We start from the raw sequence: 25,180 nt of genomic DNA on the forward strand, positions 1-25,180 counted from the left end.
CGTTTACTCCGCTGCGCGCGAATGCGCGCTGCCGTGGCTGCGGTCGAGATCGCGCGACAACAGCCGCGCCGACGCACCGGAGGCGCGGCTGACGAGTTCGAGATAGCTCTTCGTCATGCGCGCGAAGTGGTTATAGATGATCACCGCGGGAATCGCCGCGACGAGGCCGATCGCGGTGGCGAGCAGCGCTTCGGCAATGCCCGGCGCGACCACGGCGAGGTTCGTGGTCTGCGATTTCGAGATGCCGATGAAGCTGTTCATGATGCCCCAGACCGTGCCGAACAGACCGACGAAGGGCGACGTGGCGCCGATCGTCGCGAGCACGCCCATGCCGAAGCGGATGCGCCGCTGTTCCGCGCGCACGATCTCGGCAAAGCTCGACGTCGCTCGCTCCTTGATGCCGGTATCGCTGGAGATGCCGGCCGACATCCGCGCCTCACGCAGCGCCGCCGCGAGGAAGGACGGCAGGACGCCCTGCTTGGCGCCAATTGCCATCTGCGCTTCCGCGAGCGACCGCGCCTCGGCGATCTTCCTCAGCGCTGACCGCAGCTTGGCCGAGGCGACCGACAGCTCGATCGATTTCGCAATGAAAATTGTCCAGGTCGCGAGCGAGGCGAAGGCAAGCCCGATCATCACCGCCTTCACGATGATGTCCGCCGACATGAACATCACCCAGGGGGACAATTCCTTCATCCCCGGCGCGGTCGATTTTGGCGCCCGGCCGGCTGCGTCGTCGGACGGTGGGGCCACCGCCAGCGCATCGGTCGAGGCCGCGCCCGGCGCGGGCGTCGAGACCACGGGTGCAGCCGCCACCGGTGCTACCGGCACTACCGCGCTCGGCTGCGAAGCCGCAGCCGGCCGAGGGCGGCTGCCGCCGGCTGGGTTTGTTGCTGGGCGGAAACAGGGGCTGCGAGCGAGGCCATGAGCATCACGGCTGCGACAAGACTTGCCTGGAATGATGTGATCTTCATACTTCGGCCCAGTAGCGAATGAGGTTGTGATAGATACCCGTCAATTTGACCGTTTCGGGATCGTCACGCCCGAGCCGTGCCATCAGTGCCTGAATGGCGGTATCGAGGTCAAAGATCATGCTGCGGGCTTGATCGTCCCGTATCATGCTCTGGAGCCAGAAGAAAGATGCAACCCGCGCCCCCCGGGTCACCGGGGTGACGAGATGCAGGCTGGTCGAGGGATAGAGCACGCAGTCCCCGGCTGGCAACTTGACCTGGTGCGAGCCGTAGCTGTCCTCGATCACAAGTTCGCCACCATCATACTCCTCGGGCTCGCTGAGGAACAGCGTGACCGACAGGTCTGTGCGGATGCGAAGGCCGGTCAGCCGGTCGCCGCGGATGGCGTTGTCGACATGCAAGCCGAAATGATGGCCGCTGCTCGCCGCGTAACGGTTGAACAGCGGCGGGAAGATCTGGAGCGGGATCGCCGCCGCCAGAAACCGCGGGTTGGATGTCAACGCCGAGACGATACGGTTGCCGAGTTTTCGCGCGATTTCGCTATCGGGCGGGAGCTGCTCGTTGCGCTTGACCATGGCCGACTGCGCGCCCGCGGTGGAACGGCCATCTTCCCATTCGCTGGCGTCCATGATGCGGCGGAACTCCGCTACATCATTTTTGCTCAGGACGCCTTCTATGCATGTCAGCATGGCACCTCGCTATTGCCCCATCAGTAGCGCGCCGAAAGAACCAGATAGGCGGCGCGTCCGGGGGCCTCCAGCACGAACGGCGTCGCGCTCTGGTACAGCGCGTCGTAGTAACGTTTGTCGAAGATGTTGTTGACGAACAGCTTCACGGTCCAGTGCTTGTCGATCTTCGCCTCGGCGAAGGCGTCGAAGCGCCAGTAGCCGGGGATCGACGTGCCCTGATTCGCCGCGAGCAACGTGCCGCCATAGATTTGCGAGCGATACACCGCCTGCCCGCCAAACTCCCAGACGTCGGTGAGCTGGTACTTCGTCAACATGCTGAACGACTGATGCGCGACGTTGGCGAGCGGACGCCCGACATTGGTCGCATAGAGCGACGGCTGCGGCGAAGGCGCGAGCGACTTCGTCACCTCCGACTGCATCAGGACGAGACCGCCGAACACGCTCCATTTGTCGGTGATCTTGCCGCCGATGCCGAGGTCGATGCCGCGGATGCGGTAGGCGCCGCCGGCCGTGAGACAGGAGATGCTGCCTGTCGTTCCGGTCGGATAGGAACATCCCAGCGCGCTTGCAGCTGCCTGGCTGCTGACGTTCTGCGCTTCACGCGCGTTCTCTTTCTCGGTCTGGAACAGCGCCGCGGTCAGCAGCAGATGACGATCGAACAGCTCCCATTTGGTGCCTAGCTCGATCGCCTTGTTCTTCTCCGGTCCGAAGATCTGGGTGTTGGCGCCGTTGAGAACGGGCGAAAGTCCGCCATAGGCCGTGCTCGTGCCGTCAAACTCCGCACCCACCGGATTCGACGACGTTGCGTAGGCCGCATAGACGCTGCCATTCGGCAGCGGCTTCAGGGTCACACCGAGGTTGAAGTTAGGTAGTCCAAACTCGGCGCTCTGGGTGCCGAACGCCTGCGTTGTGCCGATGTTGCCGTAGCCGCTGGTCTTGACGGTGTAGTCGTCGTAGCGGATGCCGCCATTGAGAATGAGGAGATCGCGGTAGTTCGCGCTATCCATCGCATAGACGCTCTTGGTGTCGACCGAAAGATTGGTCGGCGCTCCCAGCATCCTCGGGCTGTCGAACGTGTTGAGGAAAGTGTATTGCGGTGCGAACACGCTGACTCCAGACGTGGAGCCGCCCGGGGTGAACGACGGACCGGTCGTGACTTCCGAATTCAGTCCGGCGTACTTGTCGATGAAGGACGTCTCGCGCGAAATCTCGATGCCGCCGAGTGCCGTATGCCTGAAGCCGCCAGTGTCGAACTTGTAGGTCGCCTCGCTCTGGTTGGCGACGACGCTGGTCACCTGATAACGGCTCTGCGGGTTGGCGGTGACGGTCGCGGCCGAAAGCGGAATGGTGGCGATTGGTGATTCCGCCAACGTTCCGATGTAGTCGTTCACGGAACGCGACACGCGGATCTTGTCGCTGAGCATGAGATCGGGCGTCATGTAGACCTCGGAGTTGATCGTCCCGATGTCCTGCTTGACCTTGAAGAAGTCGCGATTGACGAAGCCGTAGAAATTATTGCGGTTGGAGCCGAAATCCGGGAATGGACCGCCGGCGGTCGAGCTGTAGAGATTACCCGCAGCCGGAGATCCCGGCCGATAGTACGGCACGCCGAAATCCGGGATGCCGTGCAGGTAGGTGTGGACGTAGTCTGCCGTCACCTTGACCGCATCGACCGGCTTCCAGGTCGTGGCAACGAACGCGCCACTGCGATCATCGGTCACGAAGTCGCGGCCCGCCACACCCGCGTCCTGGAACAGGCCGCCGGCACGTATCGCCAAAGTCGGGCTGATCACCTGGTTGACGTCGAGCGTCACCCGCTTGGTCTTGTCGGTGCCAAACGAGGTGTCCATGTTGTAGAAGCTCTTCTCCGTCGTCGCCCGCTTGGTGACGATGTTGATCGCACCGCCGGTAGTGCCGCGCCCGGCGAAGGACGAGCCGGGGCCGCGCAAGATCTCGACCTGCTCGGTGAAGAAGTTTTCGCGGACGCTGACGCCGGGATCGCGCACGCCATCGATGAAGATGTCATTGCGGGCATCGAAGCCGCGGATGAAGAAGCGGTCGCCGAAGGCGTTTCCGCCTTCTCCCGTGCCCAAGGTCACACCGGCAGTGCTCAGGATCGCCTGCTTCAGCGTCGTGGCGTTCTTGTCCTCGAGCACTTCCTTGCTCAGCACGGTGATCGACTTCGGCGTGTCGACCAGCTTTTCCGGGAATTTGCCGCCGGCCTGAACGTGATCGACCTTGTACGGTGCGGCGGGATCGGCATACGGATTGCGGTCGGCAGCCGGTGCGCTCGCGTTGACCGCCGGCGTCTGCGCCGCCTGCTGCTGCGCCGCGCGTCGCAGCGCGTTGCGCGCGCGGACCTGGTCGGATGACGGCTTCGAGGCTGCGGGACGTGGACGCTCGACGGGCGCATCGACTGTCACCGGCGGCAAGCTCGACTGCTGCGCCTGCGCCCCGCTCGAGACTGACGCCGCCGCGATCAAGCCCGCGACCGCCGAGACCCTCCTGCCCGAACCGACCGCGGAGTTTTCATCGAACGCTGCGAGCGAACGCAGTGACTTCGGTGCAACCACCTGCCCCATTACAACTTCCCATTTCTTGTTCGCTCATTTGACTTCATTGCGATGAGCGATGGGGGTGTTGGTATCGGCCGCAAAATAGCGGGTCAATGCGAGCAGCCCGCGAGAGCCCTTGAATAGGTCCAGATCAAAGCGATTCTAATCTGAAGTTTGAAATCGTTCTAAGTTGGATTTGGAGTCGTTCTAAAGCAACGCGACGTTTTCATCGGGATGGTCCGTCCTTCGGCCGTTAGTCGCTGCTCGGCGGCTTCATCAGCGAGAACAATTCGTCGATGCTCTGCTGTGCAATTGCGCGTACGCGATCGGTGTTGTCCATGCCGGCGATGTTGACGCCCTTGACGACGGCTTTGATCTCGTCGCGGAAGTCGGTGAGGAAGCGCACGGGGTCGCGCTGCTCGTTGGCGACGCGGGCGATGAGTCCCGTGATCAGAATCTGACACGCGATCAGCTTGGCGTTCAGCTCGTCCATCTCGCACTCCCGTTGTGGCGGCGTTGATATGAAGGAGAGTGGTTTTGCTGACAACCGAAACGCAGCGCCGCCGGTTTAGAACCGTTCTCGTCAAGGCAAATCTGTCTCTTCTCGGGAAGCGCGTCCGCTCGCTTCGCGCGTTTCTCCGCTCACGCGGTCTGCGAGCACTGCCTAGGTTTTGCACGCTGCTCGCTCAGAAAGGAAAAATGCAACGCTGCACACAGTCGCGCCAAACCACTGCCTCCGGGGTGCAAAGCTTTCCAATTGTTTAGTATTCTCAACGGATAGTGCTGTTTACACCGGAACTTGGCGTGTATTATACAAGCCGTCTTGGAACCCTTTGATAGCCCCACAATTCGTTGTTTTGGGCCTACAAGCCGATACGATCAAAAATGAAAAAGTCACGGCCGATCCTGTGGATTGTCATCATCGCAGCCGTGGCCGGAAGCGGCTATTACGGCTGGCAGCGATTCTCGGCGCTTGAGGCCGGCAAAGCCCAGACCGCGCAGAAGGGTCCGCCGCGGGCGCCCGCGGTGCCGGTCAGCGTATCCCCGGTACAGCAGGTTGACTTCCCGGTCTATCTGACCGGGCTCGGTACCGTGCAGGGCTTCAACACCGTACAAGTCCGGACTCGGGTGGATGGCCAGATCGACAAGATCGCCTTCACCGAGGGCCAGATCGTCAAGCAGGGCGATCTCCTGGTCGAGATCGATCCGCGCCCGTTCCAGGCCGTCCTCGATCAAGCCAAGGCGAAAAAGGCGCAGGACGAGGCCAATCTCGCCAACGCCAATCTCGATCTTCAGCGCTACACCAAGCTCGGCGAATTCGCGACGAGGCAGCAGACCGACACCCAGCGGTCCACGGTTGCCCAGCTCACCGCCCAGATCGCCGCCGACGAGGCGTCCATCTCCAACGCGCAGACCCAGCTCGACTACACACAGGTCAAGGCGCCGATCACCGGCGTGGCCGGACTGCGTCAGGTCGATATCGGCAACATCGTCAATTCCTCGACCCAGACCGGCATCGTCACCATCGCCCAGGTCGAGCCGATCACTGTGATCTTCACCGCGCCGGAAGATCAGCTTCCCTACATCAGCGAGGGCCAGAAGGCTGGCGAGCTCAAGGTGATCGCGTTCACCACCGACGGCAAGAAGACACTTGCCGAGGGCAAGCTTGCGGTCATCAACAATCAGGTGGACACGAGCAGCGGGACTATTCGGCTCAAGGCGGTGTTCGACAACAAGGAACATACGTTGTGGCCGGGGCAATCGGTGTCGACGCGCCTTCTGGTACGCACCCTGAAGGATGCGATCGTCATTCCCGATGACGGGGTCCAGCATTCGACCAACGGCCTCTACGCCTATACCGTCGGCGCAGACAACAAGGCCGAGGTCCACAAGATCAAGGTCAACTACTCCATCGACGGAAAGTCGGTTGTTGAGGAAGGACTTAGTGCTGGGCAGCAAGTGATCACCGGGGGCCAATTCAAGGTGCAGCCCGGAAGTCTCGTCAGCACGGCCGTGGCCAGTTCGGATCCGGCCCAGAACAAGGTTCGACAGGAATGAGCGAAGGCGGGATTTCGGCACCTTTCATCCGTTATCCCATCGGCACTTCGCTGCTGATGGCCGGCATTCTCTTTGTCGGTCTCGTCGCCTATCCCCTGCTGCCGGTCGCGCCGCTGCCGCAGGTGGACTTCCCGACTATCCAGATCACGGCCAATCTGCCGGGCGGCAGCCCCGAGACGATGGCCTCGTCGGTCGCGCAGCCGCTGGAGCGCCAGTTCGCCCAGATTCCCGGCATCGCGCAGATGACCTCGACGAGCTATCTGGGCACCGCGTCGATCACCATCCAATTCGACCTCAACCGCAGCATCGATGGTGCCGCCAACGACGTGCAGGGCGCCATCAACGCCGCCAGCGGCCAGTTGCCCAAGAACCTGCCCTCGCCGCCGACCTACCGCAAGGTGAACCCGGCGGACTCACCGATCCTGCTGCTGTCGGCGACATCGGACACGCTGCCGCTGACCACGGTCAGCGACTCGATCGACGCGCAGCTCGCCCAGCAGATCAGCCAGATCTCCGGCGTGGCGCAGGTGTTCATTGGCGGCCAGCAGAAGCCCTCGGTTCGCGTGCAGATCGACCCGGCAAAACTCGTCGCCAAGGGCCTGTCGCTGGAGGATGTGCGCAGCGCAATCGCGATCACCACGGTCGACAGCCCCAAGGGCAATATCGACGGCGACAAGCGCGCCTACACGATCTACGCGAACGACCAGCTGTTGCAGTCCAAGGACTGGAACGACGTCATCATCGCTTACCGCAACGGCGGACCGTTGCGGATCCGCGATATCGGCCAGGCCGTCACCGGCGCCGAGGATGCGAAGCAGGCGGCCTGGGCCAATGGCAAGCGCGGCGTGTTCCTCGTCGTCTTCAAGCAGCCCGGCGCCAACGTCATCGAGACCGTCGACCGGATCAAGGCGACCCTGCCCCGGCTGGTCGCGGCTATCCCGCCCGCGATCAAGATCGAGGTCATCAGCGACCGCACCACGACCATACGCGCGGCCGTCGAAGACGTGCAGTTCACGCTGCTGCTGACCATCGCTCTCGTCGTCATGGTCATCTTCGTCTTCCTGCGCAGCTTCTGGGCGACCGTCATTCCCGCCATCACGGTTCCGCTGGCGCTGTTGGGCGCCTGCGCGCTGATGTGGGTGTTCGGCTATTCGCTCGACAATCTGTCGCTGATGGCGCTCACCATCGCGGTCGGCTTCGTCGTCGACGACGCCATCGTGATGCTCGAGAACATCACGCGTTACATCGAGGAAGGCGAAAAGCCGCTTGCCGCGGCCTTGAAAGGCTCGAAGGAAATCGGCTTCACCATCGTGTCGATCAGTATCTCGCTGGTCGCGGTGCTGATCCCGCTGCTCCTGATGGGCGGCATCATCGGACGCCTGTTCCGCGAATTCGCCGTCGTGTTGGCGATGACGATCTTCGTCTCGATGTTCGTCTCGCTGACGCTGACGCCGATGATGGCCTCGCGCTTCCTGCGCGCCCATGGCGAGGTGACTCACGGGCGCTTCTACCAATGGAGCGAGCGCGCCTTCGATGCGATGCTGCGCGGCTATGAATCCATTCTGGACCATGCGCTGGCATGGCGGCGCACCACGCTCACGATCTTTTTCGCAACGCTGGCGCTGTCGGTCTACCTCTTCATACTGATCCCGAAGGGGTTCTTCCCGCAGCAGGACGTCGGCCTGATCACCGCCACGTCTGAGGCGTCGCAGGACATTTCTTTCAAGGAGATGGTCAGGCGCCAGGAGAAACTCGGCACCATCATTATGGCTGATCCCGACGTCGCCAGCATCGCCATGGCGATTGGCGGCAGCGGCCGTGCCGGCAACAACGGCAATCTGTTCATTACCCTGAAACCTCGCAATCAGCGCGGAGCTTCGGCCCAGGAGATCATTGCGCGGCTGCGTCCCAAGTTCGACAAGGTAGAAGGCGCGCGCCTCTACATGCAGGCGGCTCAGGACGTTCGGCTCGGGGGCCGGCCGACGCGCACGCAGTTTGAATTCACCTTGCAGGACGCCGACCTCGGGGAACTCAACGAGTGGGCGCCAAAAATCCTCGCCAAAATGCAGACGTTGTCGGAGCTGCGCGACGTCGCGACGGACCAGCAGACACAAGGAACCACGGTTCAGCTCAAAATCAACCGCGATACCGCGTCTCGTTACGGTATCCAGCCCCAACTGATCGACGATACGCTCTATGACGCGTTCGGCCAGCGCCAGGTCGCCCAGTACTTCACGCAGCTCAACAGCTATCACGTGATCCTGGAGATCCTGCCGGAGATGCAGGGCAGTCTGGACAGTCTGAACAAGCTTTATCTCAAGTCGCCGCTGACCGGCGATCAGGTGCCGCTGTCCACATTTGCGACCTGGACCACTGATCCGGTCCGTCCGCTCTCGATCAGTCACCAGGGCCAGTTCCCGGCGATCACGATCAGCTTCAACCTCGCCCAGGGTGTCGCGCTGGGCCAGGCCACGCAAGCCGTGCAGAAGGCGATGGCTGATCTCGGGGCGCCGGCGACGCTCAACTCGAGCTTCCAGGGTACCGCGCAAGCGTTCCAGCAGTCGCTCGGCACCGTACCGCTCCTGATCCTCGCGGCACTGGTCGTGGTCTATCTGATCCTCGGCATCCTCTACGAGAGCTACATCCATCCGATCACGATTCTGTCGACCCTGCCGTCAGCCGGCGTGGGCGCGCTCTTGATCCTGATGGCGGCGGGCTTCGACTTCAGTCTGATTGCGCTGATCGGCATCATTCTGCTGATCGGAATCGTGAAGAAGAACGGCATCATGATGGTCGACTTCGCCATCGCCGCCGAGCGCGACGAGCACAAGACACCGGCGGAATCGATCCGTCAGGCCGCGATCCTACGCTTCCGCCCGATCATGATGACAACGATGGCGGCGCTGCTCGGCGGCGTGCCGCTGATGCTCGGCCACGGCACCGGAGCCGAGATCCGTCAGCCGCTCGGCTATGCCATGGTCGGCGGCCTTATCGTCAGCCAGGCGCTGACCCTGTTCACAACTCCGGTGGTTTATCTCTATCTTGACGAGCTCAGCAATTGGTTCTCCGGCTGGGGCCGTTCCGGTGAGGATGAGGGCCACGACGCCGCCGAGCAAGGGACCGTCAAGGAAGCCGCCGAGTAAGCTTGCGCCGCACCTCCCGCGACGCTACAGCGGGCCCTCGGTTCATGCTACTGTGGTTTGGTCATCCCCATGCAATCCAGACTTGTTGCCCTCGCCGCCGTTGCCCTGTTGTCAATCGGCGCGGCGCACGCCCAGCAAAGCTCGAAGAAGAACGCGGCTCCGCCGCCGCTCGCGCAGCCCGCACCTGCTCCGACCCAGCCACAGGCCGATGGCGCAGCGGCGCAACAGCCCGGCTGGATCGCACGCTGCACCAGTGCCAGCCGCGACGCGCCGCTCGAATGCGCGATCGAGCAGAACGCGGTGCTGACCAAGACCGGCCAGACTATCGTGCTGATCAATATCCGCATCGCCCCCGACACCCGCACGCCGGTGGCGCTGTTGCAATTGCCGCTCGGTCTCAATCTTCCCGTCGGCGCCAAGCTCCAGGTCGATGAGGGCAAGACGGTCGATCTCCAGATCCAGACCTGCGAGAATCGCGGCTGCTACGCCTCGACCCCGATCGCGCCGGACCTGCTCGCGAGCCTGAAGTCAGGCAAGCAGCTGAAGGTCTCCTTCCAGAACATGGCCAAGGAAACCATCGCGATCCCGATGCCGCTCGGCGATTTTTCTGCGGCCTACGACAAGATCAAGTAGCGAGCTTTGCTTCAGGCGGAGCTCGCTCACCCCACCCCGAGATAAGCCTTCTGCACCTGCGGATCGACCGCGAGCGCGGCGGCAGTGCCGGACAGCACGCTCTTGCCGACCTGGAGGACGGTGGCGAAATCGGAGACCTCCAACGCGAGCTCGATCGACTGCTCGGCGAGCAGGATGGTCAATCCTCACGATGCAGGCGGCCGAAGGTCTCGTACATGGACTCGACCACCGCCGGGGCCAGGCCGAGCGAGGGCTCGTCCAGCATCAACAGCTTCGGATCGCTCATCAGCGCGCGGCCGACCGCGAGCATCTGCCGCTCGCCCCCGGACATGGTGCCGGCGCGCTGGTTGCGGCGTTCCTTCAGCCGCGGAAAGAACTCGTAGACGCGTTCGAGCAGCGTGGCCTTGCGCGATTTGTCGTGCAGCGGCGTTGCGCCGAGCAACAGGTTGTTCTCGACACTTTGCTGCACGAACAGCCGCCAGCCTTCCGGCGACAGCGCCAGTCCCTTGCGCACGATCGCGAAGGCCTTCTGGCGGGCGATGTCCTCGCCGCGAAAGCTGATCGTGCCGGAATGCACGGGAATGAGGCCGGCGATCGCGTTCAGCGTCGTGGTCTTGCCACCGCCGTTGGAGCCGAGCAGCGCGACAACGCTGCCCGCCGGCACCTCCAGCGACACATCGGAGACGCCGATGAGGTCGCCGTAGCGTACCTCGAGATGTTCGATCCGGAGGAGCGCGCCGCTCATAGGTCCGGTCCGCCCATCAGCTCAACCGGCGTATGGCCCGCGGCAGCTTTCGCTGCGCGGGTGCCGAGATAGGCCGCGATCACGGCGGGGTTGGACGTGACCTCGCGCGGCGATCCGCGTGCGATCTCCTTGCCCTGATGGAATACCATCACGCGGCTTGCAAGCGACATGATCACTTCCATGATGTGCTCGACGATCACGAGCGTGATGCCGGAACGATGGATGTCGCGCACGAGGTCGATCGCAAGCTTCACTTCATGCGCGTTGAGGCCCGCCATGGCCTCGTCCAGCAGCAACAGCTTTGGCTCGGTTGCAAGCGCCCGCGCGATTTCCAGCCGCTTGCGGCCGGGCGTTCCGAGCGAGCGCGCCGGCGCATCCGCAAGCCTGTTCATGCCGACGCGATCCAGCACCGCCCGCGCCCTCGCCTCGGCTTCCCTGCGATGCGAGGTGCGCAGGAACGCACCGATCATGACGTTCTCGATCACCGTCATGCCTTCAAAGGTCTGCGGGACCTGAAAGGTGCGCGCGAGCCCGAGCCCGGCGCGCAGCTCCGGCGCAAAGTCGGTGATATCGCGTCCCTCGAACAGTACCTTGCCCGCGCTGGCTTTCAGATCGCCGGTAAGGCAATTGAAAAAAGTGGATTTGCCGGCGCCGTTCGGCCCGATCAGGCCGAGAATGTCGCCCTGCTCGAGCGTCACGGAGGCGTCGTCCACCGCCTTGAAGCTGCCAAACGCCTTGGTGATCCCGCGCGCCTCAAGGAGCATGGCTTGCTCCCGCGTCAGTCTTGGACTTGGTGCGGCCCGTGACCAGGCTGAGCAGGCCGCCCGGCTGAAAGCGCGCGATCACAACGATGATCGCGCCGTAAAGCACGAAGGTCAGTCCCGCGCCCTTGCCGCCGAGCCAGCTGTTTGAGATTTCCTCCAGCGGCACCAGGATCGCGGCACCCACCAGCGGCCCGAACAACAGCCCTGCTCCGCCCAGCGCGGCCATGATCAGGATCTTGACGGAAATCAAAATGCCGAACCCGGACTCCGGATCGACGAAGCCGAACATCATCGCGTAGAGCGCGCCGGCAACGCTCGTCAGCGCCGCGCTCAGCATGTAGGCATAGAGCTTCGTGCGACTGGCGGGAGCGCCAAGCGAGCGCGCGGCGCGTTCGGAATCCTTGATCGCGCGGAGGTAAAATCCCATCCGGCTGTTGGTCATCCACCACGTGATCAGAAGCGTGATCGCGAGGATGGCAAGGAACAGATAGTAATAAGGCAGCGACGACAGGAACGAGAGATCGAAGATGTTGCGCGGCACGGTCGGACCGGAGAGCCCGACTGCCGCGCCGAGCCAATCGGTGTTGGTCACGATCAGCCGCATCGTCTCGGCGACTGCGATTGTCGCCATGCTGAAATAGTGGCCGGACAAGCGCAGCGTCGGCACGCCGATGATCGCGGCCAAGCCCACGGCGAGCACGATGCCGCCGGGGATTCTGAACAGCGGCGACAGCCCGAACTTGGCATAGGACCCCATCGCGGCGTAGGCGCCGCAGCCAAAGAACACGACATGACCGACCGAGACCTGGCCGGCATAGCCGCCGACAATATTCCAGGCCGAGGCGGCGATTGCATAAAGCAGCACCAGCGCACCGAGGCGCTGCTGGAATGGCGAGGACAGCAGCAGCGGATAGGCGATCACAATGGCTGCCACGGCCGAAAGCCAGATCCAGCGCCGCATCACATCTTCCCCATCAGGCCCTGTGGCCGAAACCAGAGGAAGAACAGGAACAGGACATAGACGACGATGTCCTTGTAGATCGCGCCGATCAGATAGCCGGACAGCGACTCAATCACACCAATCAGGAGGCCGGCGATCAGCGCGCCGGGCACGCTGCCGAATCCGCCGAGCGAAACCGTGACGAAGGCGACGATGCCGAGCGTCTCGCCTACGGTCGGCACGATGTAGAAGAAGTTCGCGATCAGCGCGCCGGCCAGCCCCGTCGCACCGGCCGCGATCGCCCAGGCGATGGCCTGCATGGTGTCGGGGCGGATACCCATCAGCTGCGCGGCCGTCGAATCCTCCGCCACGGCCAGCATCTTGGAGCCAAGCGAAGTGCGGGTCAGCAACAGGTGCAGGCCAAGCGTGACAAGCAGCGCGACCACGCCCGCGAGCAGCCGCGAGGCCTCGATCCGCAGGCCAGCGACCGCAAAGGTGCCGCCGACGATGTTTTGCGGCATGGACTGGAAGTTGGCGCCGAACCACCAGAACACGGAATAGCGCAGCAGCAGCGCCAGGCCGAAGGTGCCGAGGATCTGCGCCAGCATCGGCCCTTTCATGATGTCCCGGATCAGGACGAAGTAGACGACCACGCCGAGGCTCGCGAGCACCAGCGTCGCCAGCGGCGCGCCGAGGATCGGCCCTGCTCCCATCAGCGTGTAGACGACGTAGGCGACGTACATCCCGAGCATGACGAAATCGCCATGCGCGAAATTGACGATGTTCATCATGCCCCACACCAGCGTGAGGCCGGAGGAAAACAGGGCGTAGACGGCGCCAAGCAGAAGCCCGCCGACGATCACCTGCACGAGGACAAAGGACATGAGCCGCTTTGCTCTGATCAACTATTTTGGGAAAGGCGGGGCGTTCGGCCCCGCCCTCGAAAAATCTCACCAGCCCTTGTAGGGCATCACCGGCGACTTCTCGGCATTGGCCTTCGGCCACACCGAGACGTAATTCTCGCCGTCCTGGAGCTGGATAATGAGGCCGGACGCAAGGGTGTTCTGGCCCTTGTCGTCGAATTTCACGCCCTTGTAGCCCATCATCAATTGCTCGGGCTTCAGGTCCGTCGCCTTCAGCGCGGCCTGGATCTTGGCGGGTTCGGTCGAACCCGCGCGGTCGATCGCATCCGCCAGCACGAAGAAGCCCTGCATCTGGCGTCCGACGGTGTCGTCCATCTCCTCACCGCTCTTCTTCTTGTACATGTCGGCGATGATGGCCGACGGCGAGCCGGCCGGACCCACCGCCCATGACGAGCGGTTGAAGACGCCCTGCGAGATCTTGCCGACCGCCTTAATAAAGGACGGATCGGAATAGCCGGCATCGTCGGCGAGCAGGATCGCCGGCTTGTAGTCGAGCGACTGCATGGTCTTGGCGAACAGGATCGCATCCGACGTGTACGAGATCATGATGATCACGTCGGGCTTCTTGTCCTTGAGCTGGAGCACCTGGCCCTGCAAATCGGTTGCGTTGACGGGATAGGCGACGTCGAGCGCGATCGGCTGGCCCTTCTCCTTGAACGCGGTGCTGATGGTGTTGGCAACCGAGGTGCCGTATTCGGTGTTGTCGTGGACCAATGCGATCGCATCGGTCTTGGCGCCGGTCGCCTTCATGTCGGCGAGGAAATCAGTGTAGATCTTGGCAAAATCCGTCGCGATCGGCGTGGTGCGGAAGAACCATTTGAAACCGCGCTCGGTGAGATTGGCGGCGACCGACCCGAATTCAAATAGGGAATGCCGTACTTCTCGGCGATCGCGCTCGAGGTCAGCGTGATGCCGGATTGGTAGGCGCCGAACACGGCCGCGACCTTGTCTTCCGTGATCAGGCGCAGCGCCTGGTTCTGGCCCGTCGCGGGGTTGCCCTGGTTGTCGGCGAATACGGCCTCGATCTTGGCGCCGCCGAGGCCGGCAAGGCCTGCGTTCTTGGCCAGCGGCAGATTGCCTAACTCGGGATGAGCGTTGTTGATGATATCCATCGCGACTTCGATCGCCGCCTTGGCGTGCGCGCCGATAGAGGCGGTGCCGCCCGACATCGGCATGATCACGCCGATCTTGACCACCTTGTCCTCGGCGTGCGCCGTAGCGGTGAGCCCAAGCGACATCGCGGCCACGCAAAGCAGCCCGGTGACGTGCTTCAATGTCATGAAATCAGACCTCCCAAAGGGTTTCCCCGACCAAGATTTTTTTGAAAGCTTTGGCTAAGCGCCCGCTTCCGTTTGATTTTCCCTGGTCGCACGAGGATGGCATGCCAGCCGATGACCGGCAAGTGACGTGAGCCGCGGGTCGGCCGTCACCTTCTTGTTGAGAGGTCGCGGGTCTCGCGGTCTCGGTAGAGCCAGGAACACACGACGAGCTCGTCTTCCGTCGCCATCAGCGCGCGCGGAAACGCAGTGAGCTCGCCATAAGGAACATCGTCACCGATGCACTCGACGTAATCGAGCGCGCCGTATTCGCTCCAGCCGCACAGCCATTTGCGCCAAGGCGTTGTTGGCCTCGATCCTGTCCTTACGCACCGCCAGCACGATGCGGGGCAAATTGCGAATTCGGCGAAGGGCCCGGAATTGGCTGGGGAACCTGGATCTGAACCAAGACAAACAGAGTCAGAGTCTGTTGTGCTACCGTTACACCATTCCCCAACGGAATAGCCGAGCAGATTCAATAGTTTATTGACCTGTCCGGCTGTGGCCGGAAGCGCGTTTGGCGCAAATCACGGCTCAGGCGTGGCAGCGTTCTACCCGCTCGGCCTTGGGCTGGCAAGCGCTGCGGTGCAAGGGCCTGGGTAAGTCACCGCGGGTCGGCCACGCCTACTTCATACTGATATGGCGGCCTCGATCACCTTCGTCCCCCATTCCGTCTCGGCGACGACGTAGGTCATGAACGGCTCTGACTCGAGCGCGGTGGCGACTGAGCCGAGGTCCGCCATGTTCGGCGTCGTGTCCGACAGCTGCATGAAGGCGCAGATCCCGGCCGAGGAGCTTTTCGAAGCTGGACGATCTACGCCCGGGACATCATTGCGCGAGGGCTCTTGAGAATTATATCGCTAAGGTCCCTCTGAATCCTGACCTTCCCTTGAGAAAAGCCGTGCTCACGTTTCTGCTTCTCGTATTCGTACCGATCGGCGTGTCGGCAGCACGGTATTACTGGGTCGGAGATGGTCGCAGCAACTGGCAGACCGCCGACCGATCGAGTGCGGGCCTGTTGCCACCAGCCGGCTCCAATCCCGACGCCCTGATCCGAATTTTCGCTGCGCGCACGGTGCGATGGCGCAGCATCTTTGCTGTCCACACCTGGATCGTCGTCAAGGAAAAGCATGCGGCCAGCTACACCCGCTACGACTACACCGCATGGGGCGAGCCGATCCGAAGCAACGGGTTCGCTCCTGACGGCCGCTGGTTTGGAGCGATGCCGGAGGCGATCGTGGCTGTCGACGGACCACGGGCCGAATTGCTGATTCCCAGGATTCGCGACGTCATCGAAAATTACAAGTTTCGAACCTATGGCGATTACAGCGCCTGGCCGGGTCCGAATTCGAATACATTTGTCCAAGCCGCTTTGGATGCGGTGCCCGAACTTCGCGCGGTGCTGCCACCGACCGCGATCGGAAAGGACTATCCCTATTCGGGGCGATGGATCGGCCTGACCGCCTCTCGCACCGGGTTCTATGCCTCGCTTTCCGGTTATCTCGGATTGACGGTGGGATGGGTGGAAGGTTTCGAAATCAACTTCCTCGGTGCCGTGCTTGGCCTCGACCTCCGGCGCCCCGCCTTGAAACTTCCAGGCCTTGGCCGCCTTGGTTTGGCGGCCGGCGTGTGAGCCCGGTGATGGAAACAGAAGCCCGCAGTGGAGGACGTTGATGCCGACGCCGAAATCGTCGCACGACCTACCCAAATCCGCTGTCAGGAAAGACAAGGCACGCAGTATGCGCGAAGCTCTCATCGCGGACGCCGATAAGACCGATGTTGCCGGCCGGGACCTTGAGCACGGCGACGGCGGCACCCTGGGCATGCCGACGAAGCCGAGCGATCTCAGCCACGATGACTAGATGTCGATGCGATCGAAGCGCCATGTGATCGCGGCGAGAGGCCGCCATAGCTACAGCTTCACAACGACCTTGCCGAAATGCGAGCCGGACCGGAGATAGGCATACGCTTCGGGCGCCTCGTCGAAGCCGTAGACCCGGTCGACGATCGGGTGGATCGCGTTGTCGGACAGGAAACGATTCATAGCCGCAAAATGTTCGCCAGATCCGACGGTGACACCGATGATGTCGGCATTTGCCCACTGCAGGCGCGCGAGGTCGGGTTTCGGGCCGAACCCCGTCAACACACCGATCTGGATGATCTTGCCGCCCGACGCGACCGATCGTAGCGATCGGTCATAGGTGCCGGGACCGCCGAGCTCGAGGATATGGGTCGCGCCTTCGCCATTCGTGGCCTTCATCAAGGCGGCATCCCAGTTCGGCGTGTCGCGGTAGTTGATGAGGATCGAGCCGCCCAGTGCCCTGGCACGGGCGAGCTTCTCGTCCGAAGAGGATATCACGATCGCACGCGCGCCAACCGCGGCCGCAAACTGCAGCCCGAACAGCGCAACACCACCTGTCCCCTGGACCAGCAGCGTGTCGCCGTTGCCCATCCCGCCGCGTGCGATGAGGCCGTGCCAGGCCGTCACGCCGGCACAGGGCAAGGTCGCGGCTTCAATCGAGGACAGCTGCGCCGGAACGGAGACGAGCGAACTTGCCGGCAGGACGACATACTCGGCCAGCATTCCATCCATCGTGTTGCCACCGAGAGCTGACGGAAGATAGCTCGCCTTGAACGGGCCCGTGACCCAGTCGCGAAAAAACGATGCAGCAACCCGATCGCCGAGTTGCCATTGCAGGACGTCGGAGCCAATGGCGTCAACGATGCCCGCGCCGTCGGAGAGCGGCACGCGGCCGTTGAGCGCGCCCTCACCCGCGCGATCAAGGATCATGAGGTCGCGGTAATTGAGACTTGCCGCTTCGACCCGGATGCGGACCTCACCCTTGTCGGGTTCGGGCTTGCTGACATCGGCTCGCACGACGCCACCGGCACCGGCACGGTCGCTCAAATGGTAGGCTTTCATCGTTGCTCCTCCGTCTATTCACATGGACGAGCACGGTCTGTAAGGTCTGACAGCACTGTCAGGGTCAAGAGGTTTTTGCGATGAAGATTGGCGAGCTTTCCCGCAGGACGGGAGTCAGCGTGCGAATGCTGCGTTACTACGAGGCCGAAGGACTGCTTGCGCCGCAGCGTACGGATTCCGGTTATCGAGACTACGGTCCGCCGGAAGAGGAAACCGTTCGGCGGATCAAGATGCTCGGTGCGGCCGGGATGACGCTTGAAACGATTCAGCGGTTGCTTCCGTGCGTGAAGAACAACGATCCGCAGTTCACGCCGTGCAACGATCTGCGACGAATACTCGCTCAGCAGGTCAGTCTCATCGACGAACGGATCGAGACGCTCAGCCAAAGCCGGACGATTCTCGCCGGCTTCTTGTCGAGCGTGAACTGATCGAAAGATAACGGCGGCTAGACAACGATATGATCAAAATCGGCAGCGATCCGGCTGTTCGCAAAGATCTTTGTCGCCTCGGTCAATATCTCTTCGTCCGGATAACGTCCCGACAAATGGGTGAGCACGAGTTGCTTGACGCCATTCGCGGCCGCAAGGGAAGCGACCTCTGCCGCCGTGAGATGGCCGTAGTCCCGCGCGATCGGCGCGTCGCGATCGAGGAAGGTCGCTTCGATCACCAGCATGTCGGCGTCAGCGACATATTCTGATAGCCCCTCGGTGGTTTCAGTGTCGCCGATCACCACGAGTTTCCTGCCGCCGCTTGGCGGCCCGAGAACATCCTCCGGATCGATCGTTTGGCCGCCTTGAATGATGACCGGCCGCCCTTCGGCCAATTCTCCGCGCATCGGACCGTCCGGGACACCAAGCGCCGCGAGAAGATCGGACCGAAGGTGACGGCGAGCCGGAGTTCGGAACGAGAAGCCAAAGCTGTCGGTATCGCGATGGCGTACCGGAAAGCAGTCGATGGTGAATTCGCCGCCGTCGACCACCCGGCCTTCCGCCAGCCCTGCGAACTCCAGCGGGATCGGCGCCCTGCCGGCGCCCCACAGGCCCGCGAGCATTTGGACGACGATATCGAGTGTGCCTGCCCCGCCATGGATGGTCATCACGTCGGCGCTTTGCCGCAACCGCAACGTCGAAAAGAGACCGGGGATGCCGAGCACGTGATCGAGATGACCGTGGGTGAGCAAGATGCGATCGAGACGCCGAAAGCCGGCACCGCTCCGCAGCAACTGACGTTGGGTCCCCTCGCCGCAATCGATCAGGATACGCTTGCCCGCAGCCTCCACCAGAAGGGCTGGATGATTGCGTTCTGCGGAAGGAACGCTGGCCGAAGTCCCAAGAAATGTCAGGGCGAACATGGTCGTCACTTGTTCATCGGGCCGGGCGGTGCTTAGCCCTTTGCAGACTGAGCCTCGATCGCCTGCACCGCAATGCTGGCGACCTGCCGCAGCGCTTCACGGTCCGCGCCTGAGGATGCCATCACGCTGCCCCTCAGGAGCCGACGTCGACCCTCGATCGGACGCCAGATACGATCTACTTTTCTGAACTCAGTTTTGTTCCGCCTTCCCCAATCTTGCGGCAAGTGCGCAGCACCTTACTTCCGGTTCTCCTCGCAGAACTTCAGCGCCGCGAGCGCCTCGCCGGCGCGCGGGACCTGCATCTCGATGCTGTCGTCGTCATCGTCCTCGAAGTCCAGCGTGAGGCGCTTGGCTTTCGACAGCCGTTCCATGATCGATTGATCGTACTCGAAGATGCCGCGCACCGTGGTCTTGTCCATGACCTCCCACTTCGCTTTCTTCATGATGTCGGCATCATCGGTGGCGACGTCCGCCTTGAGGATCTCGCCGACCTTGTCCCACTCCCAGCCGTCATAGATCATCACGATCACGATGGCCTTGTCGGAATAGGTGATCACGATGACGTAGTCGCGGTTCTCGTCGTCCTTGTCCTTATAGCCGCGGCTCGCATTGCAGTGCGTGTCCTGGGTACGCTTCTCGATGGTCCAGTCCCCGACCTTGGATTGTTGTGCGGCCGCAGGCCCGACGCTCAAGGCGCCCGCGAGCAGCGCAGCAGCAAGAAAGATTTGCTTCATGTCAGCCTCCAGCGTTTTCCCGGGGCGAAGCTGACCACCTCTCCATGCGAGCCGCAAGGGCTCCCACCGGCTCAACCCGGCCAATGCTGAACGGCGCGAACGCCCTACCCGCGTCGCGGCACGATTGCGATCGGGGTGAAGGTATAAACCTCCTCGTCGTTCTGGTTGAACATCGTCCATTTCACCAGCGCGATGCCTTGCGGCTTCGATTTTGACGGCGTCAGGCTCAGGACTTCGCCAACCAGATGCAGTCGGTCATTGGGGCGCACCGGAAGGGTCCAGCGCAGCCCGTCGACACCCGCCCCGATCAGCGGGTGCGGCCCAAAGGGACGAGCCTGGATCGCGAGATTCATGGCGATGGCGGCGGTGTGCCATCCCGATGCAGCCAGCCCCTTGAACAGGGTCTGCTGGGCGGCCTCGTGGTCGAGGTGCATCGGCTGAGGATCGAACTCGGCCGCGAAGCGCTTGATATCCGCCTCGGTGACTTCAACCTCGGGGGATTTGAAGCGCATTCCGACGGTCAGATCATCGAACCACTCGATCCGTGCCATTCTCTTGCCTCGAAATATGCTGCGCCGCCCACGCGATGGGGCCGACGGAACAGACTGGACAGCGGATGTAGCGGTTCGACCGCTCACAGACCAGCCCCGGTTCCCCGCGAAACCCCTTTCCCAAATCCACGAAACACGCCTGAAACAAACGGCCGGCTATTGTCTTGTCAAAAGTAGACAGGGACGGCCAATATGCAATTTCTCCTCAACCTGATCAGCGAGTACGCCTGCTGCCAGCATCTCATCGCCCAGCCGCTTGGGGAGGATGCGTCATGATCGAATTGATCTCAGCCGTGCTCGCGCTTTGCGCCATCGGCGTCTTCGCGGCGCACGCGGTGGATGCCTATCGCACCACGCACTTCTGACCGGCGGGCGCGCCGCCTCAATCCGCCGAAGCGCGGTAAGCATCGTCACCGCGCTCCAGGCCATGGCTTGAGCGTCATCTTTCCGGAAAACCGCAGCGGACGATTCCGGATCGCGCTCTAGAACGGCCGCCGGTAAAAGTGCTCCGAATGCGTTGCCGGCGGAAATCGGTTGGCGAGCGCCAGCGCCCCCTTCTCGTCCGTCTCCAGCGCGATCTTCTGCGCGAGCATCACGTCCCCCGGCACGAGGAAGCCTGACGGGACGAAGCACCATCCCATTGTCGCAATCCCCGCATCGTCGATCTCGTGGACATTGGCCGCGGTGCCGTAGTGAATGCGGTATCGCTTGCCAGTCTCGCAGCCGATGACGTCAAAATGCCGGTGCTGCTCGAATTGTGCGCGCTGCTCGGGCGTCAGCCATTCGGACAAAAGCCGGCGGCCCCGGGCGTCGGGCGTGTTCTCGCCGAAGAAGCGCCGGTAGAGTTCGCGGAGCGCGTGCAGGCGCGCTCGCGCCGGCGCGCGGAGCCTGAATGCCGCGACCATGAGCGGTTCAGATCAACCGCCGACCAGGCGGGGATAGAACAGTGTTTCGTGCGCGGTCGGGTCGAACGATCTGATCCGGGTGACTTCGCCGGGCCCGGTTCGGAGCGCGGCGGTGAAGCCTATTCCGGTCAGCTCCCGAAAGCGCTGTTCGGCCCGCGCCAACGCTTCGGCATTGCCAGGATCAAACTCGTGGCGTGTATCGCCAGTCTGGTCCATCACGATCTGGGTAGCCATGTTGAGTCTCCTCATGCCCAGCCCTGAACTTGATCAAAGCAAACGTCGTGCCGTCGGTTCCCAAAAGCAACAACTTTCTGTAGTGCGGCCCGGTCACGCCTTGCGGAGCCAGTCAGCGCGCCGCAGCTGCCCCGCCACCCTGGTCGATCTGCCGGCCCATCAATGCGATCGCCTTCTGGTAGACGCCCGCCGCGTTCCAGGCCTCAATGGCGGCGAAGTTCGGCTCGCCCGGCTGGTAACCGGCTCCTGCACGCCAGCCATGGGCTTTCAGGAAATTCGCGGTCGAGCTCAACGCGTTGGCGGCAACGTCCAGATTGCCGGTCCCGTACGCCAGGATGTTCTTGGGCATAAACTGGGTCTGGCCGACCTCGCCATGCATGGACCCGCGGGTCGCCCCTGACAGGGTGCCGCGGTCGATCAGTTTCAGCGCGGCATAAAGCTGGTCGGTGAAGAATTCGGGACGGCGGCAATCATAGGCAAGCGTCGCGATCGACGAGAGCATGTTCTGATTGCCGCGCTGGCTGCCGAATCCGGTCTCCATGCCCCAGATCGCGATCAGCGGCCCCGGCGGCACGCCGTAACGCTGCTCGATCGAGGCGAACATTGCGGCCTGCGACTGCTTCAGGGACCGGCCGCGCGCGACAATGGTGGTGGCCCCGCGCTTGGCCAGGAACTGGTCGAGCGACAGCGAAAAACTGTGCTGGCTGCGATCGGCGCCAATGGTGGCGTTGGCGTAATGGGTCTGCATCAGCGCCGAGATCGCCGCCTGGCCGATGCCCTTGCCCTGTGCCTCGGCGCTGAACTCGCGCTTCCAGCCTTCGAAACCGGCCGGCGAGCTACCGCATTGCGCGGCCTTGGCCGAGGACATCGGGGACAGCATGAGCGCAGTCGCGCCGATTATAGCCGCCGCAACGATCTTGCCCTTGGTCATTCCTGCGTTCCCTTCTCTCGAGTGCGCGACCCGGCTCGCGCGCCGGCATGATCCTACGGCAGCGGCACACGCTCAAGCCCCGACCGGTGCAATCAATGCAAGCAACGCGCTTAAGATGAACCAGAGGCTTATCCCCCGCCCTCCGTCCCGAGCAGGAAATCCACCATGATGCTCTGGTGCTGCCGGTACATGTCGGTGCCGGTCGCCGTGATACAGCCGCGCTTGCGGGCTTCCGCGATGAACGGCGAGGTTTCGGGCTTCGTGATGACGCAGCCGCAATAGGCCGACGGCGCCAGCCGCGTGACATCGACCGGCAGCGGGTCGCTGTCCTTCATTCCGGCGGGCGTGGCGTTGGCGACGAAGTCGAAGCCTGCGGGATCGGTGGTCCCTGCCCGCACGGGCGCCTTGCCGAGCCCGTTGAGCCGGCCGATCAGCGCGTCGCGGCGTTCGACCGCGCTGTCGTGAACGGCGAGCTCGCTCACACCGGCCTCGACCAGGGCCAGCGCGATGGCCGAGCCCGCCCCACCCGCACCGACGAGAAGCGCCCGCATTCCGCGCGGATCGATTCCCTTCGCCCGCGCGGCGCCAAGGAATCCGAGGCCGTCCACCATGTCGCCGTGCCACGCCCCATCGGCGCGCCGGCGCATCAGATTCACGGTGCGCAGAAAATGTGCCCGTTCCGTCGCGCTGGCACAGGCCTGATAGCAGGCAAATTTGTGCGGGATCGTCACTACGATGCCGTCGAGGTTCTTCAACCGGCTCACCACCGCGAGAAAATCAGGCAGATCGGCGCTCGCAATTTGAACCGGAACCAGAATGCCGTCATGGCCGCGCGCAGCGAAGTCCGCGGAAACGCCAGCCGGCGAACGCACCTGCGCGATGGGATCGCCGACGATGACGTAGAGCCGCGTCGCACCCGTAGGAGCCGGAATCTTGCCGTTCATGCCGGCACTGGAGAGCCGTCGGACTTCGCGTCCGACCCATAGGTCAATTCCAATCCGTCCAAGGTGCCCTCCTTGCGCCATTTGGCGAGCAGCCGGAGGAACGCCATCGGCCCGCGCCAGTATTGGCTATTGCGCGCCGCGATTGGATCGAACACGCCCTCATTGTTGTAATAGCCCGGCGTGCATTCGGCGAGGTAGGTCTGGCGGCCGATTGCGGCCTTCACGACCTCGTCGACCCAGGCATTCTCGGCGGCAAGCGTCGGCTCCAACGTTCTTGCGCCGCGCTTGCGCGCCTCTGCGATGACATAGGCGATGTGCTGCGATTGCTCGTCAATGATGTGCGGAAAATTCGCGCTCTGTCCGGCCTGCACCATCACAATCAGGAAACAGTTCGGAAAGCCGCGGCTGTAGAAGCCGTGCATATGCCGTCGCGGCCGTAAACCTCGAAACCCATGCGGCGCGCATAATCGGTGCCGACCTCGAAGCCGCTGGCATAGATCAGGCAGTCGAGCTCGTAGGCCTCGCCGTCGACGACGACCGCATTCTCGGTGATGCGTTCAACGCCCCTGCCGTTGGTGTCGACGAGATGCACGTTGCGCCGATTAAAGGTGTCGAGATATTCATCGTGAAAGCACGGCCGCTTGCAGAAGGTCTTGTACCAGGGCTTGAGCGCGGCTGCGGCTGCCTCGTCCTTCACCACCGCGTCGACACGGGCCCGGATCTCCTCCATCTTGCGATAATCGGCCTGTTCGATCACCTTCAGCGCCTCTTCCATCGAGGTCACCGGTTGTGGCTGGCGCCGCGGCGCGAGCAGTATCTCGCCGAGCAGGCCGGTCCAGCCGTCCTGCACCAAATCCCGTTCGAACGGCTCGCCCGAGATCACCGCGGTGAAATTGTCCATCCGCTCGCGCTGCCAGCCGGGCTTCAGGCTCTCCGCCCACGCGCTGTCGGTCGGCCGGTCGTCGCGCACGCCGATCGCCGACGGCGTGCGCTGGAATACGTAGAGCTCCTTCGCCGCGCGGCCGAGATGCGGCACGCATTGCACGGCGGTGGCGCCGGTGCCGATGATGCCGACGCGCTTGTCGGCAAGACGGTCGAGACCGCCCTCGGCGTTTCCGCCGGTGTAGGCATAATCCCATCGGCTGGTGTGGAAGCTATGGCCTTTGAAGGTCTCGATGCCGGGAATGCCGGGCAGCTTTGGCCGGCTCAACGGGCCTCCGGCGAGGATGACGTAACGCGCGCGGATGCGGTCGCCGCGATCGGTCTCGACCAGCCAGCGTCCCTCCTGCTCCTGCCAGGCCATGCGCGCGATGACGGTCTGAAACAGAGCGCGTTCGTAGAGATCGAAATGGCGGCCGATACGGCGCGAGTGTTGGTAGATCTCGGGAGCCCGCGCATATTTGCGCACCGGCATGTAACCAGTCTCTTCGAGCAAGGGCAGATAGATGTAGCTCTCGGTATCGCAGGCGGCGCCGGGATAGCGATTCCAGTACCAGGTCCCGCCGAAATCGGCGGCCTTTTCCACGATGCGGAAATCATCGATACCAGCTTCGCGCAGGCGCGCGCCGCACAGCAGCCCGCCGAAGCCACCTCCGACGATGAGCACCTCGGTCTGTTCGCTGACCGGCTCGCGCGCAAATCCGGCGTCGGCCCAGGGATCGTCGAGGTAGCGAGCAAAGCCGCCGGTCGCCTCGACATACTGCGCCTTGCCTTCGGAGCGCAGACGCAGGTCGCGCTCGTCGCGATAGCGCGCCCGCAAGGCCTGTATGTCAATGCTGGGCGCGCCGGCTGCGCCGGTCTTGTGTCCTTCCGCTGACATCGATCTCCTCCACGGCGGGCGCTGCTTGGCCCTTACGCTTGCGCCAGTTAGCCC

24 protein-coding genes, 1 tRNA gene and 3 pseudogenes are annotated in these 25,180 nt (G+C 63.2%); 6 read left to right on the plus strand and 22 right to left on the minus strand.

Annotated features, from left to right (window positions below; all coding sequences use genetic code 11):
- Nucleotides 1–3 precede the first annotated feature (3 nt).
- The 4 genes from exbB to AB8Z38_RS09490 form a co-directional block, all read right to left on the minus strand.
- A complete protein-coding gene (exbB, locus tag AB8Z38_RS09475; RefSeq protein WP_369724511.1) occupies nucleotides 4–828 on the minus strand; it encodes a tonB-system energizer ExbB in 825 nt (274 codons plus the stop codon).
- Between the two features lie 139 nt (nucleotides 829–967).
- Nucleotides 968–1,657 (minus strand): Fe2+-dependent dioxygenase, encoded by a 690-nt coding sequence (locus tag AB8Z38_RS09480; RefSeq protein WP_369724513.1) that lies wholly within the window; start codon nucleotides 1,655–1,657, stop codon nucleotides 968–970.
- Nucleotides 1,658–1,677: 20 nt separating this feature from the next.
- Nucleotides 1,678–4,239 carry a TonB-dependent receptor gene (locus AB8Z38_RS09485; RefSeq protein WP_369724515.1) on the minus strand — a complete coding sequence of 854 codons (2,562 nt, stop codon included), beginning with the start codon at nucleotides 4,237–4,239 and terminating at the stop codon, nucleotides 1,678–1,680.
- Nucleotides 4,240–4,465: 226 nt separating this feature from the next.
- Complete coding sequence (locus tag AB8Z38_RS09490; RefSeq protein WP_369724517.1) at nucleotides 4,466–4,705, minus strand: hypothetical protein; 240 nt, start codon at nucleotides 4,703–4,705, stop codon at nucleotides 4,466–4,468.
- Nucleotides 4,706–5,097: 392 nt separating this feature from the next.
- On the opposite strand from AB8Z38_RS09490, the gene AB8Z38_RS09495 reads away from it, so the two are divergent.
- The 3 genes from AB8Z38_RS09495 (at nucleotide 5,098) to AB8Z38_RS09505 (ending at nucleotide 10,046) form a co-directional block, all read left to right on the plus strand.
- On the plus strand, nucleotides 5,098–6,270 hold the full coding sequence (locus tag AB8Z38_RS09495) for an efflux RND transporter periplasmic adaptor subunit (RefSeq protein ID WP_369724519.1): 1,173 nt from the start codon (nucleotides 5,098–5,100) through the stop codon (nucleotides 6,268–6,270).
- Nucleotides 6,267–9,413 (plus strand): multidrug efflux RND transporter permease subunit, encoded by a 3,147-nt coding sequence (locus AB8Z38_RS09500; RefSeq protein ID WP_369724520.1) that lies wholly within the window; start codon nucleotides 6,267–6,269, stop codon nucleotides 9,411–9,413. Before AB8Z38_RS09495 ends, AB8Z38_RS09500 begins: the two co-directional genes overlap by 4 nt.
- 69 nt (nucleotides 9,414–9,482) lie before the next feature.
- Nucleotides 9,483–10,046, plus strand: coding sequence for an invasion associated locus B family protein (locus tag AB8Z38_RS09505; protein ID WP_369724522.1), 564 nt, complete (start codon nucleotides 9,483–9,485; stop codon nucleotides 10,044–10,046).
- A 26-nt stretch (nucleotides 10,047–10,072) separates the two neighbouring features.
- Here the strand turns inward: AB8Z38_RS09505 and AB8Z38_RS09510 are convergent, their stop codons facing one another.
- The 9 genes and pseudogenes from AB8Z38_RS09510 to AB8Z38_RS09550 form a co-directional block, all read right to left on the minus strand.
- Entirely contained in the window at nucleotides 10,073–10,228 is a 156-nt protein-coding gene (locus AB8Z38_RS09510) for a hypothetical protein (protein WP_369724524.1), read from the minus strand.
- A complete protein-coding gene (locus tag AB8Z38_RS09515; protein WP_369724526.1) occupies nucleotides 10,225–10,791 on the minus strand; it encodes an ABC transporter ATP-binding protein in 567 nt (188 codons plus the stop codon). The genes AB8Z38_RS09510 and AB8Z38_RS09515 overlap by 4 nt, the downstream gene beginning before the upstream one ends.
- On the minus strand, nucleotides 10,788–11,555 hold the full coding sequence (locus tag AB8Z38_RS09520) for an ABC transporter ATP-binding protein (protein ID WP_369724528.1): 768 nt from the start codon (nucleotides 11,553–11,555) through the stop codon (nucleotides 10,788–10,790). The genes AB8Z38_RS09515 and AB8Z38_RS09520 overlap by 4 nt, the downstream gene beginning before the upstream one ends.
- Nucleotides 11,545–12,516 (minus strand): branched-chain amino acid ABC transporter permease, encoded by a 972-nt coding sequence (locus AB8Z38_RS09525; protein WP_369724529.1) that lies wholly within the window; start codon nucleotides 12,514–12,516, stop codon nucleotides 11,545–11,547. Before AB8Z38_RS09525 ends, AB8Z38_RS09520 begins: the two co-directional genes overlap by 11 nt.
- Nucleotides 12,516–13,379 carry a branched-chain amino acid ABC transporter permease gene (locus AB8Z38_RS09530; RefSeq protein ID WP_369724531.1) on the minus strand — a complete coding sequence of 288 codons (864 nt, stop codon included), beginning with the start codon at nucleotides 13,377–13,379 and terminating at the stop codon, nucleotides 12,516–12,518. Before AB8Z38_RS09530 ends, AB8Z38_RS09525 begins: the two co-directional genes overlap by 1 nt.
- A gap of 66 nt (nucleotides 13,380–13,445) precedes the next feature.
- Nucleotides 13,446–14,698: pseudogene (locus AB8Z38_RS09535) on the minus strand (ABC transporter substrate-binding protein).
- Nucleotides 14,699–14,827: 129 nt separating this feature from the next.
- Nucleotides 14,828–15,067: pseudogene (locus AB8Z38_RS09540) on the minus strand (DUF1428 domain-containing protein); the annotation flags it as partial.
- A 49-nt stretch (nucleotides 15,068–15,116) separates the two neighbouring features.
- Nucleotides 15,117–15,190, minus strand: a tRNA-Gln gene (locus AB8Z38_RS09545).
- Nucleotides 15,191–15,363: 173 nt separating this feature from the next.
- Nucleotides 15,364–15,504 (minus strand): hypothetical protein, encoded by a 141-nt coding sequence (locus tag AB8Z38_RS09550; RefSeq protein ID WP_369724532.1) that lies wholly within the window; start codon nucleotides 15,502–15,504, stop codon nucleotides 15,364–15,366.
- 131 nt (nucleotides 15,505–15,635) lie between these two features.
- Here AB8Z38_RS09550 and AB8Z38_RS09555 point away from each other — a divergent pair, with 131 nt between their 5' ends.
- Complete coding sequence (locus AB8Z38_RS09555; RefSeq protein ID WP_369724533.1) at nucleotides 15,636–16,367, plus strand: DUF3750 domain-containing protein; 732 nt, start codon at nucleotides 15,636–15,638, stop codon at nucleotides 16,365–16,367.
- Between the two features lie 40 nt (nucleotides 16,368–16,407).
- A complete protein-coding gene (locus tag AB8Z38_RS09560) occupies nucleotides 16,408–16,596 on the plus strand; it encodes a hypothetical protein (protein ID WP_369724535.1) in 189 nt (62 codons plus the stop codon).
- Nucleotides 16,597–16,646: 50 nt separating this feature from the next.
- Here the strand turns inward: AB8Z38_RS09560 and AB8Z38_RS09565 are convergent, their stop codons facing one another.
- Nucleotides 16,647–17,657, minus strand: a complete 1,011-nt coding sequence (locus AB8Z38_RS09565; RefSeq protein WP_369724537.1) for an NAD(P)-dependent alcohol dehydrogenase — start codon at nucleotides 17,655–17,657, stop codon at nucleotides 16,647–16,649.
- Nucleotides 17,658–17,737: 80 nt separating this feature from the next.
- Here AB8Z38_RS09565 and AB8Z38_RS09570 point away from each other — a divergent pair, with 80 nt between their 5' ends.
- Entirely contained in the window at nucleotides 17,738–18,085 is a 348-nt protein-coding gene (locus AB8Z38_RS09570) for a MerR family transcriptional regulator (protein ID WP_369724539.1), read from the plus strand.
- A 17-nt stretch (nucleotides 18,086–18,102) separates the two neighbouring features.
- Here the strand turns inward: AB8Z38_RS09570 and rnz are convergent, their stop codons facing one another.
- The 8 genes and pseudogenes from rnz to AB8Z38_RS09610 form a co-directional block, all read right to left on the minus strand.
- Complete coding sequence (rnz, locus tag AB8Z38_RS09575) at nucleotides 18,103–19,008, minus strand: ribonuclease Z (RefSeq protein ID WP_369724541.1); 906 nt, start codon at nucleotides 19,006–19,008, stop codon at nucleotides 18,103–18,105.
- Between the two features lie 236 nt (nucleotides 19,009–19,244).
- On the minus strand, nucleotides 19,245–19,742 hold the full coding sequence (locus AB8Z38_RS09580) for a hypothetical protein (protein WP_369724543.1): 498 nt from the start codon (nucleotides 19,740–19,742) through the stop codon (nucleotides 19,245–19,247).
- A gap of 104 nt (nucleotides 19,743–19,846) precedes the next feature.
- Entirely contained in the window at nucleotides 19,847–20,293 is a 447-nt protein-coding gene (locus tag AB8Z38_RS09585; RefSeq protein WP_369724545.1) for a MaoC family dehydratase, read from the minus strand.
- A gap of 482 nt (nucleotides 20,294–20,775) precedes the next feature.
- Nucleotides 20,776–21,198 (minus strand): hypothetical protein, encoded by a 423-nt coding sequence (locus tag AB8Z38_RS09590; RefSeq protein ID WP_369724547.1) that lies wholly within the window; start codon nucleotides 21,196–21,198, stop codon nucleotides 20,776–20,778.
- A gap of 12 nt (nucleotides 21,199–21,210) precedes the next feature.
- Entirely contained in the window at nucleotides 21,211–21,432 is a 222-nt protein-coding gene (locus AB8Z38_RS09595; RefSeq protein WP_369724549.1) for a hypothetical protein, read from the minus strand.
- Between the two features lie 112 nt (nucleotides 21,433–21,544).
- Entirely contained in the window at nucleotides 21,545–22,363 is an 819-nt protein-coding gene (locus tag AB8Z38_RS09600) for a lytic transglycosylase domain-containing protein (protein ID WP_369724551.1), read from the minus strand.
- 128 nt (nucleotides 22,364–22,491) lie between these two features.
- Nucleotides 22,492–23,307 (minus strand): shikimate dehydrogenase, encoded by an 816-nt coding sequence (locus AB8Z38_RS09605; RefSeq protein WP_369724553.1) that lies wholly within the window; start codon nucleotides 23,305–23,307, stop codon nucleotides 22,492–22,494.
- Nucleotides 23,304–25,126, minus strand: a pseudogene (locus tag AB8Z38_RS09610) (flavin-containing monooxygenase). Before AB8Z38_RS09610 ends, AB8Z38_RS09605 begins: the two are co-directional and overlap by 4 nt.
- Nucleotides 25,127–25,180 lie beyond the last annotated feature (54 nt).

The organism is Bradyrhizobium sp. LLZ17, from assembly GCF_041200145.1.
Taxonomy (GTDB): domain Bacteria; phylum Pseudomonadota; class Alphaproteobacteria; order Rhizobiales; family Xanthobacteraceae; genus Bradyrhizobium.

Bases quoted from the DNA above. Each gene is read 5' to 3' on its own strand.
- AB8Z38_RS09480 (WP_369724513.1), bottom strand. From the start codon at position 1,657: ATGCTGACATGCATAGAAGGCGTCCTGAGCAAAAATGATGTAGCGGAG.
- AB8Z38_RS09485 (WP_369724515.1), bottom strand. From the start codon at position 4,239: ATGGGGCAGGTGGTTGCACCGAAGTCACTGCGTTCGCTCGCAGCGTTC.
- AB8Z38_RS09490 (WP_369724517.1), bottom strand. From the start codon at position 4,705: ATGGACGAGCTGAACGCCAAGCTGATCGCGTGTCAGATTCTGATCACG.
- AB8Z38_RS09495 (WP_369724519.1), top strand. From the start codon at position 5,098: ATGAAAAAGTCACGGCCGATCCTGTGGATTGTCATCATCGCAGCCGTG.
- AB8Z38_RS09500 (WP_369724520.1), top strand. From the start codon at position 6,267: ATGAGCGAAGGCGGGATTTCGGCACCTTTCATCCGTTATCCCATCGGC.
- AB8Z38_RS09505 (WP_369724522.1), top strand. From the start codon at position 9,483: ATGCAATCCAGACTTGTTGCCCTCGCCGCCGTTGCCCTGTTGTCAATC.
- AB8Z38_RS09515 (WP_369724526.1), bottom strand. From the start codon at position 10,791: ATGAGCGGCGCGCTCCTCCGGATCGAACATCTCGAGGTACGCTACGGC.
- AB8Z38_RS09520 (WP_369724528.1), bottom strand. From the start codon at position 11,555: ATGCTCCTTGAGGCGCGCGGGATCACCAAGGCGTTTGGCAGCTTCAAG.
- AB8Z38_RS09525 (WP_369724529.1), bottom strand. From the start codon at position 12,516: ATGCGGCGCTGGATCTGGCTTTCGGCCGTGGCAGCCATTGTGATCGCC.
- AB8Z38_RS09530 (WP_369724531.1), bottom strand. From the start codon at position 13,379: ATGTCCTTTGTCCTCGTGCAGGTGATCGTCGGCGGGCTTCTGCTTGGC.
- AB8Z38_RS09550 (WP_369724532.1), bottom strand. From the start codon at position 15,504: ATGCAGCTGTCGGACACGACGCCGAACATGGCGGACCTCGGCTCAGTC.
- AB8Z38_RS09560 (WP_369724535.1), top strand. From the start codon at position 16,408: ATGCCGACGCCGAAATCGTCGCACGACCTACCCAAATCCGCTGTCAGG.
- AB8Z38_RS09565 (WP_369724537.1), bottom strand. From the start codon at position 17,657: ATGAAAGCCTACCATTTGAGCGACCGTGCCGGTGCCGGTGGCGTCGTG.
- AB8Z38_RS09570 (WP_369724539.1), top strand. From the start codon at position 17,738: ATGAAGATTGGCGAGCTTTCCCGCAGGACGGGAGTCAGCGTGCGAATG.
- rnz (WP_369724541.1), bottom strand. From the start codon at position 19,008: ATGTTCGCCCTGACATTTCTTGGGACTTCGGCCAGCGTTCCTTCCGCA.
- AB8Z38_RS09580 (WP_369724543.1), bottom strand. From the start codon at position 19,742: ATGAAGCAAATCTTTCTTGCTGCTGCGCTGCTCGCGGGCGCCTTGAGC.
- AB8Z38_RS09585 (WP_369724545.1), bottom strand. From the start codon at position 20,293: ATGGCACGGATCGAGTGGTTCGATGATCTGACCGTCGGAATGCGCTTC.
- AB8Z38_RS09590 (WP_369724547.1), bottom strand. From the start codon at position 21,198: ATGGTCGCGGCATTCAGGCTCCGCGCGCCGGCGCGAGCGCGCCTGCAC.
- AB8Z38_RS09595 (WP_369724549.1), bottom strand. From the start codon at position 21,432: ATGGCTACCCAGATCGTGATGGACCAGACTGGCGATACACGCCACGAG.
- AB8Z38_RS09600 (WP_369724551.1), bottom strand. From the start codon at position 22,363: ATGACCAAGGGCAAGATCGTTGCGGCGGCTATAATCGGCGCGACTGCG.
- AB8Z38_RS09605 (WP_369724553.1), bottom strand. From the start codon at position 23,307: ATGAACGGCAAGATTCCGGCTCCTACGGGTGCGACGCGGCTCTACGTC.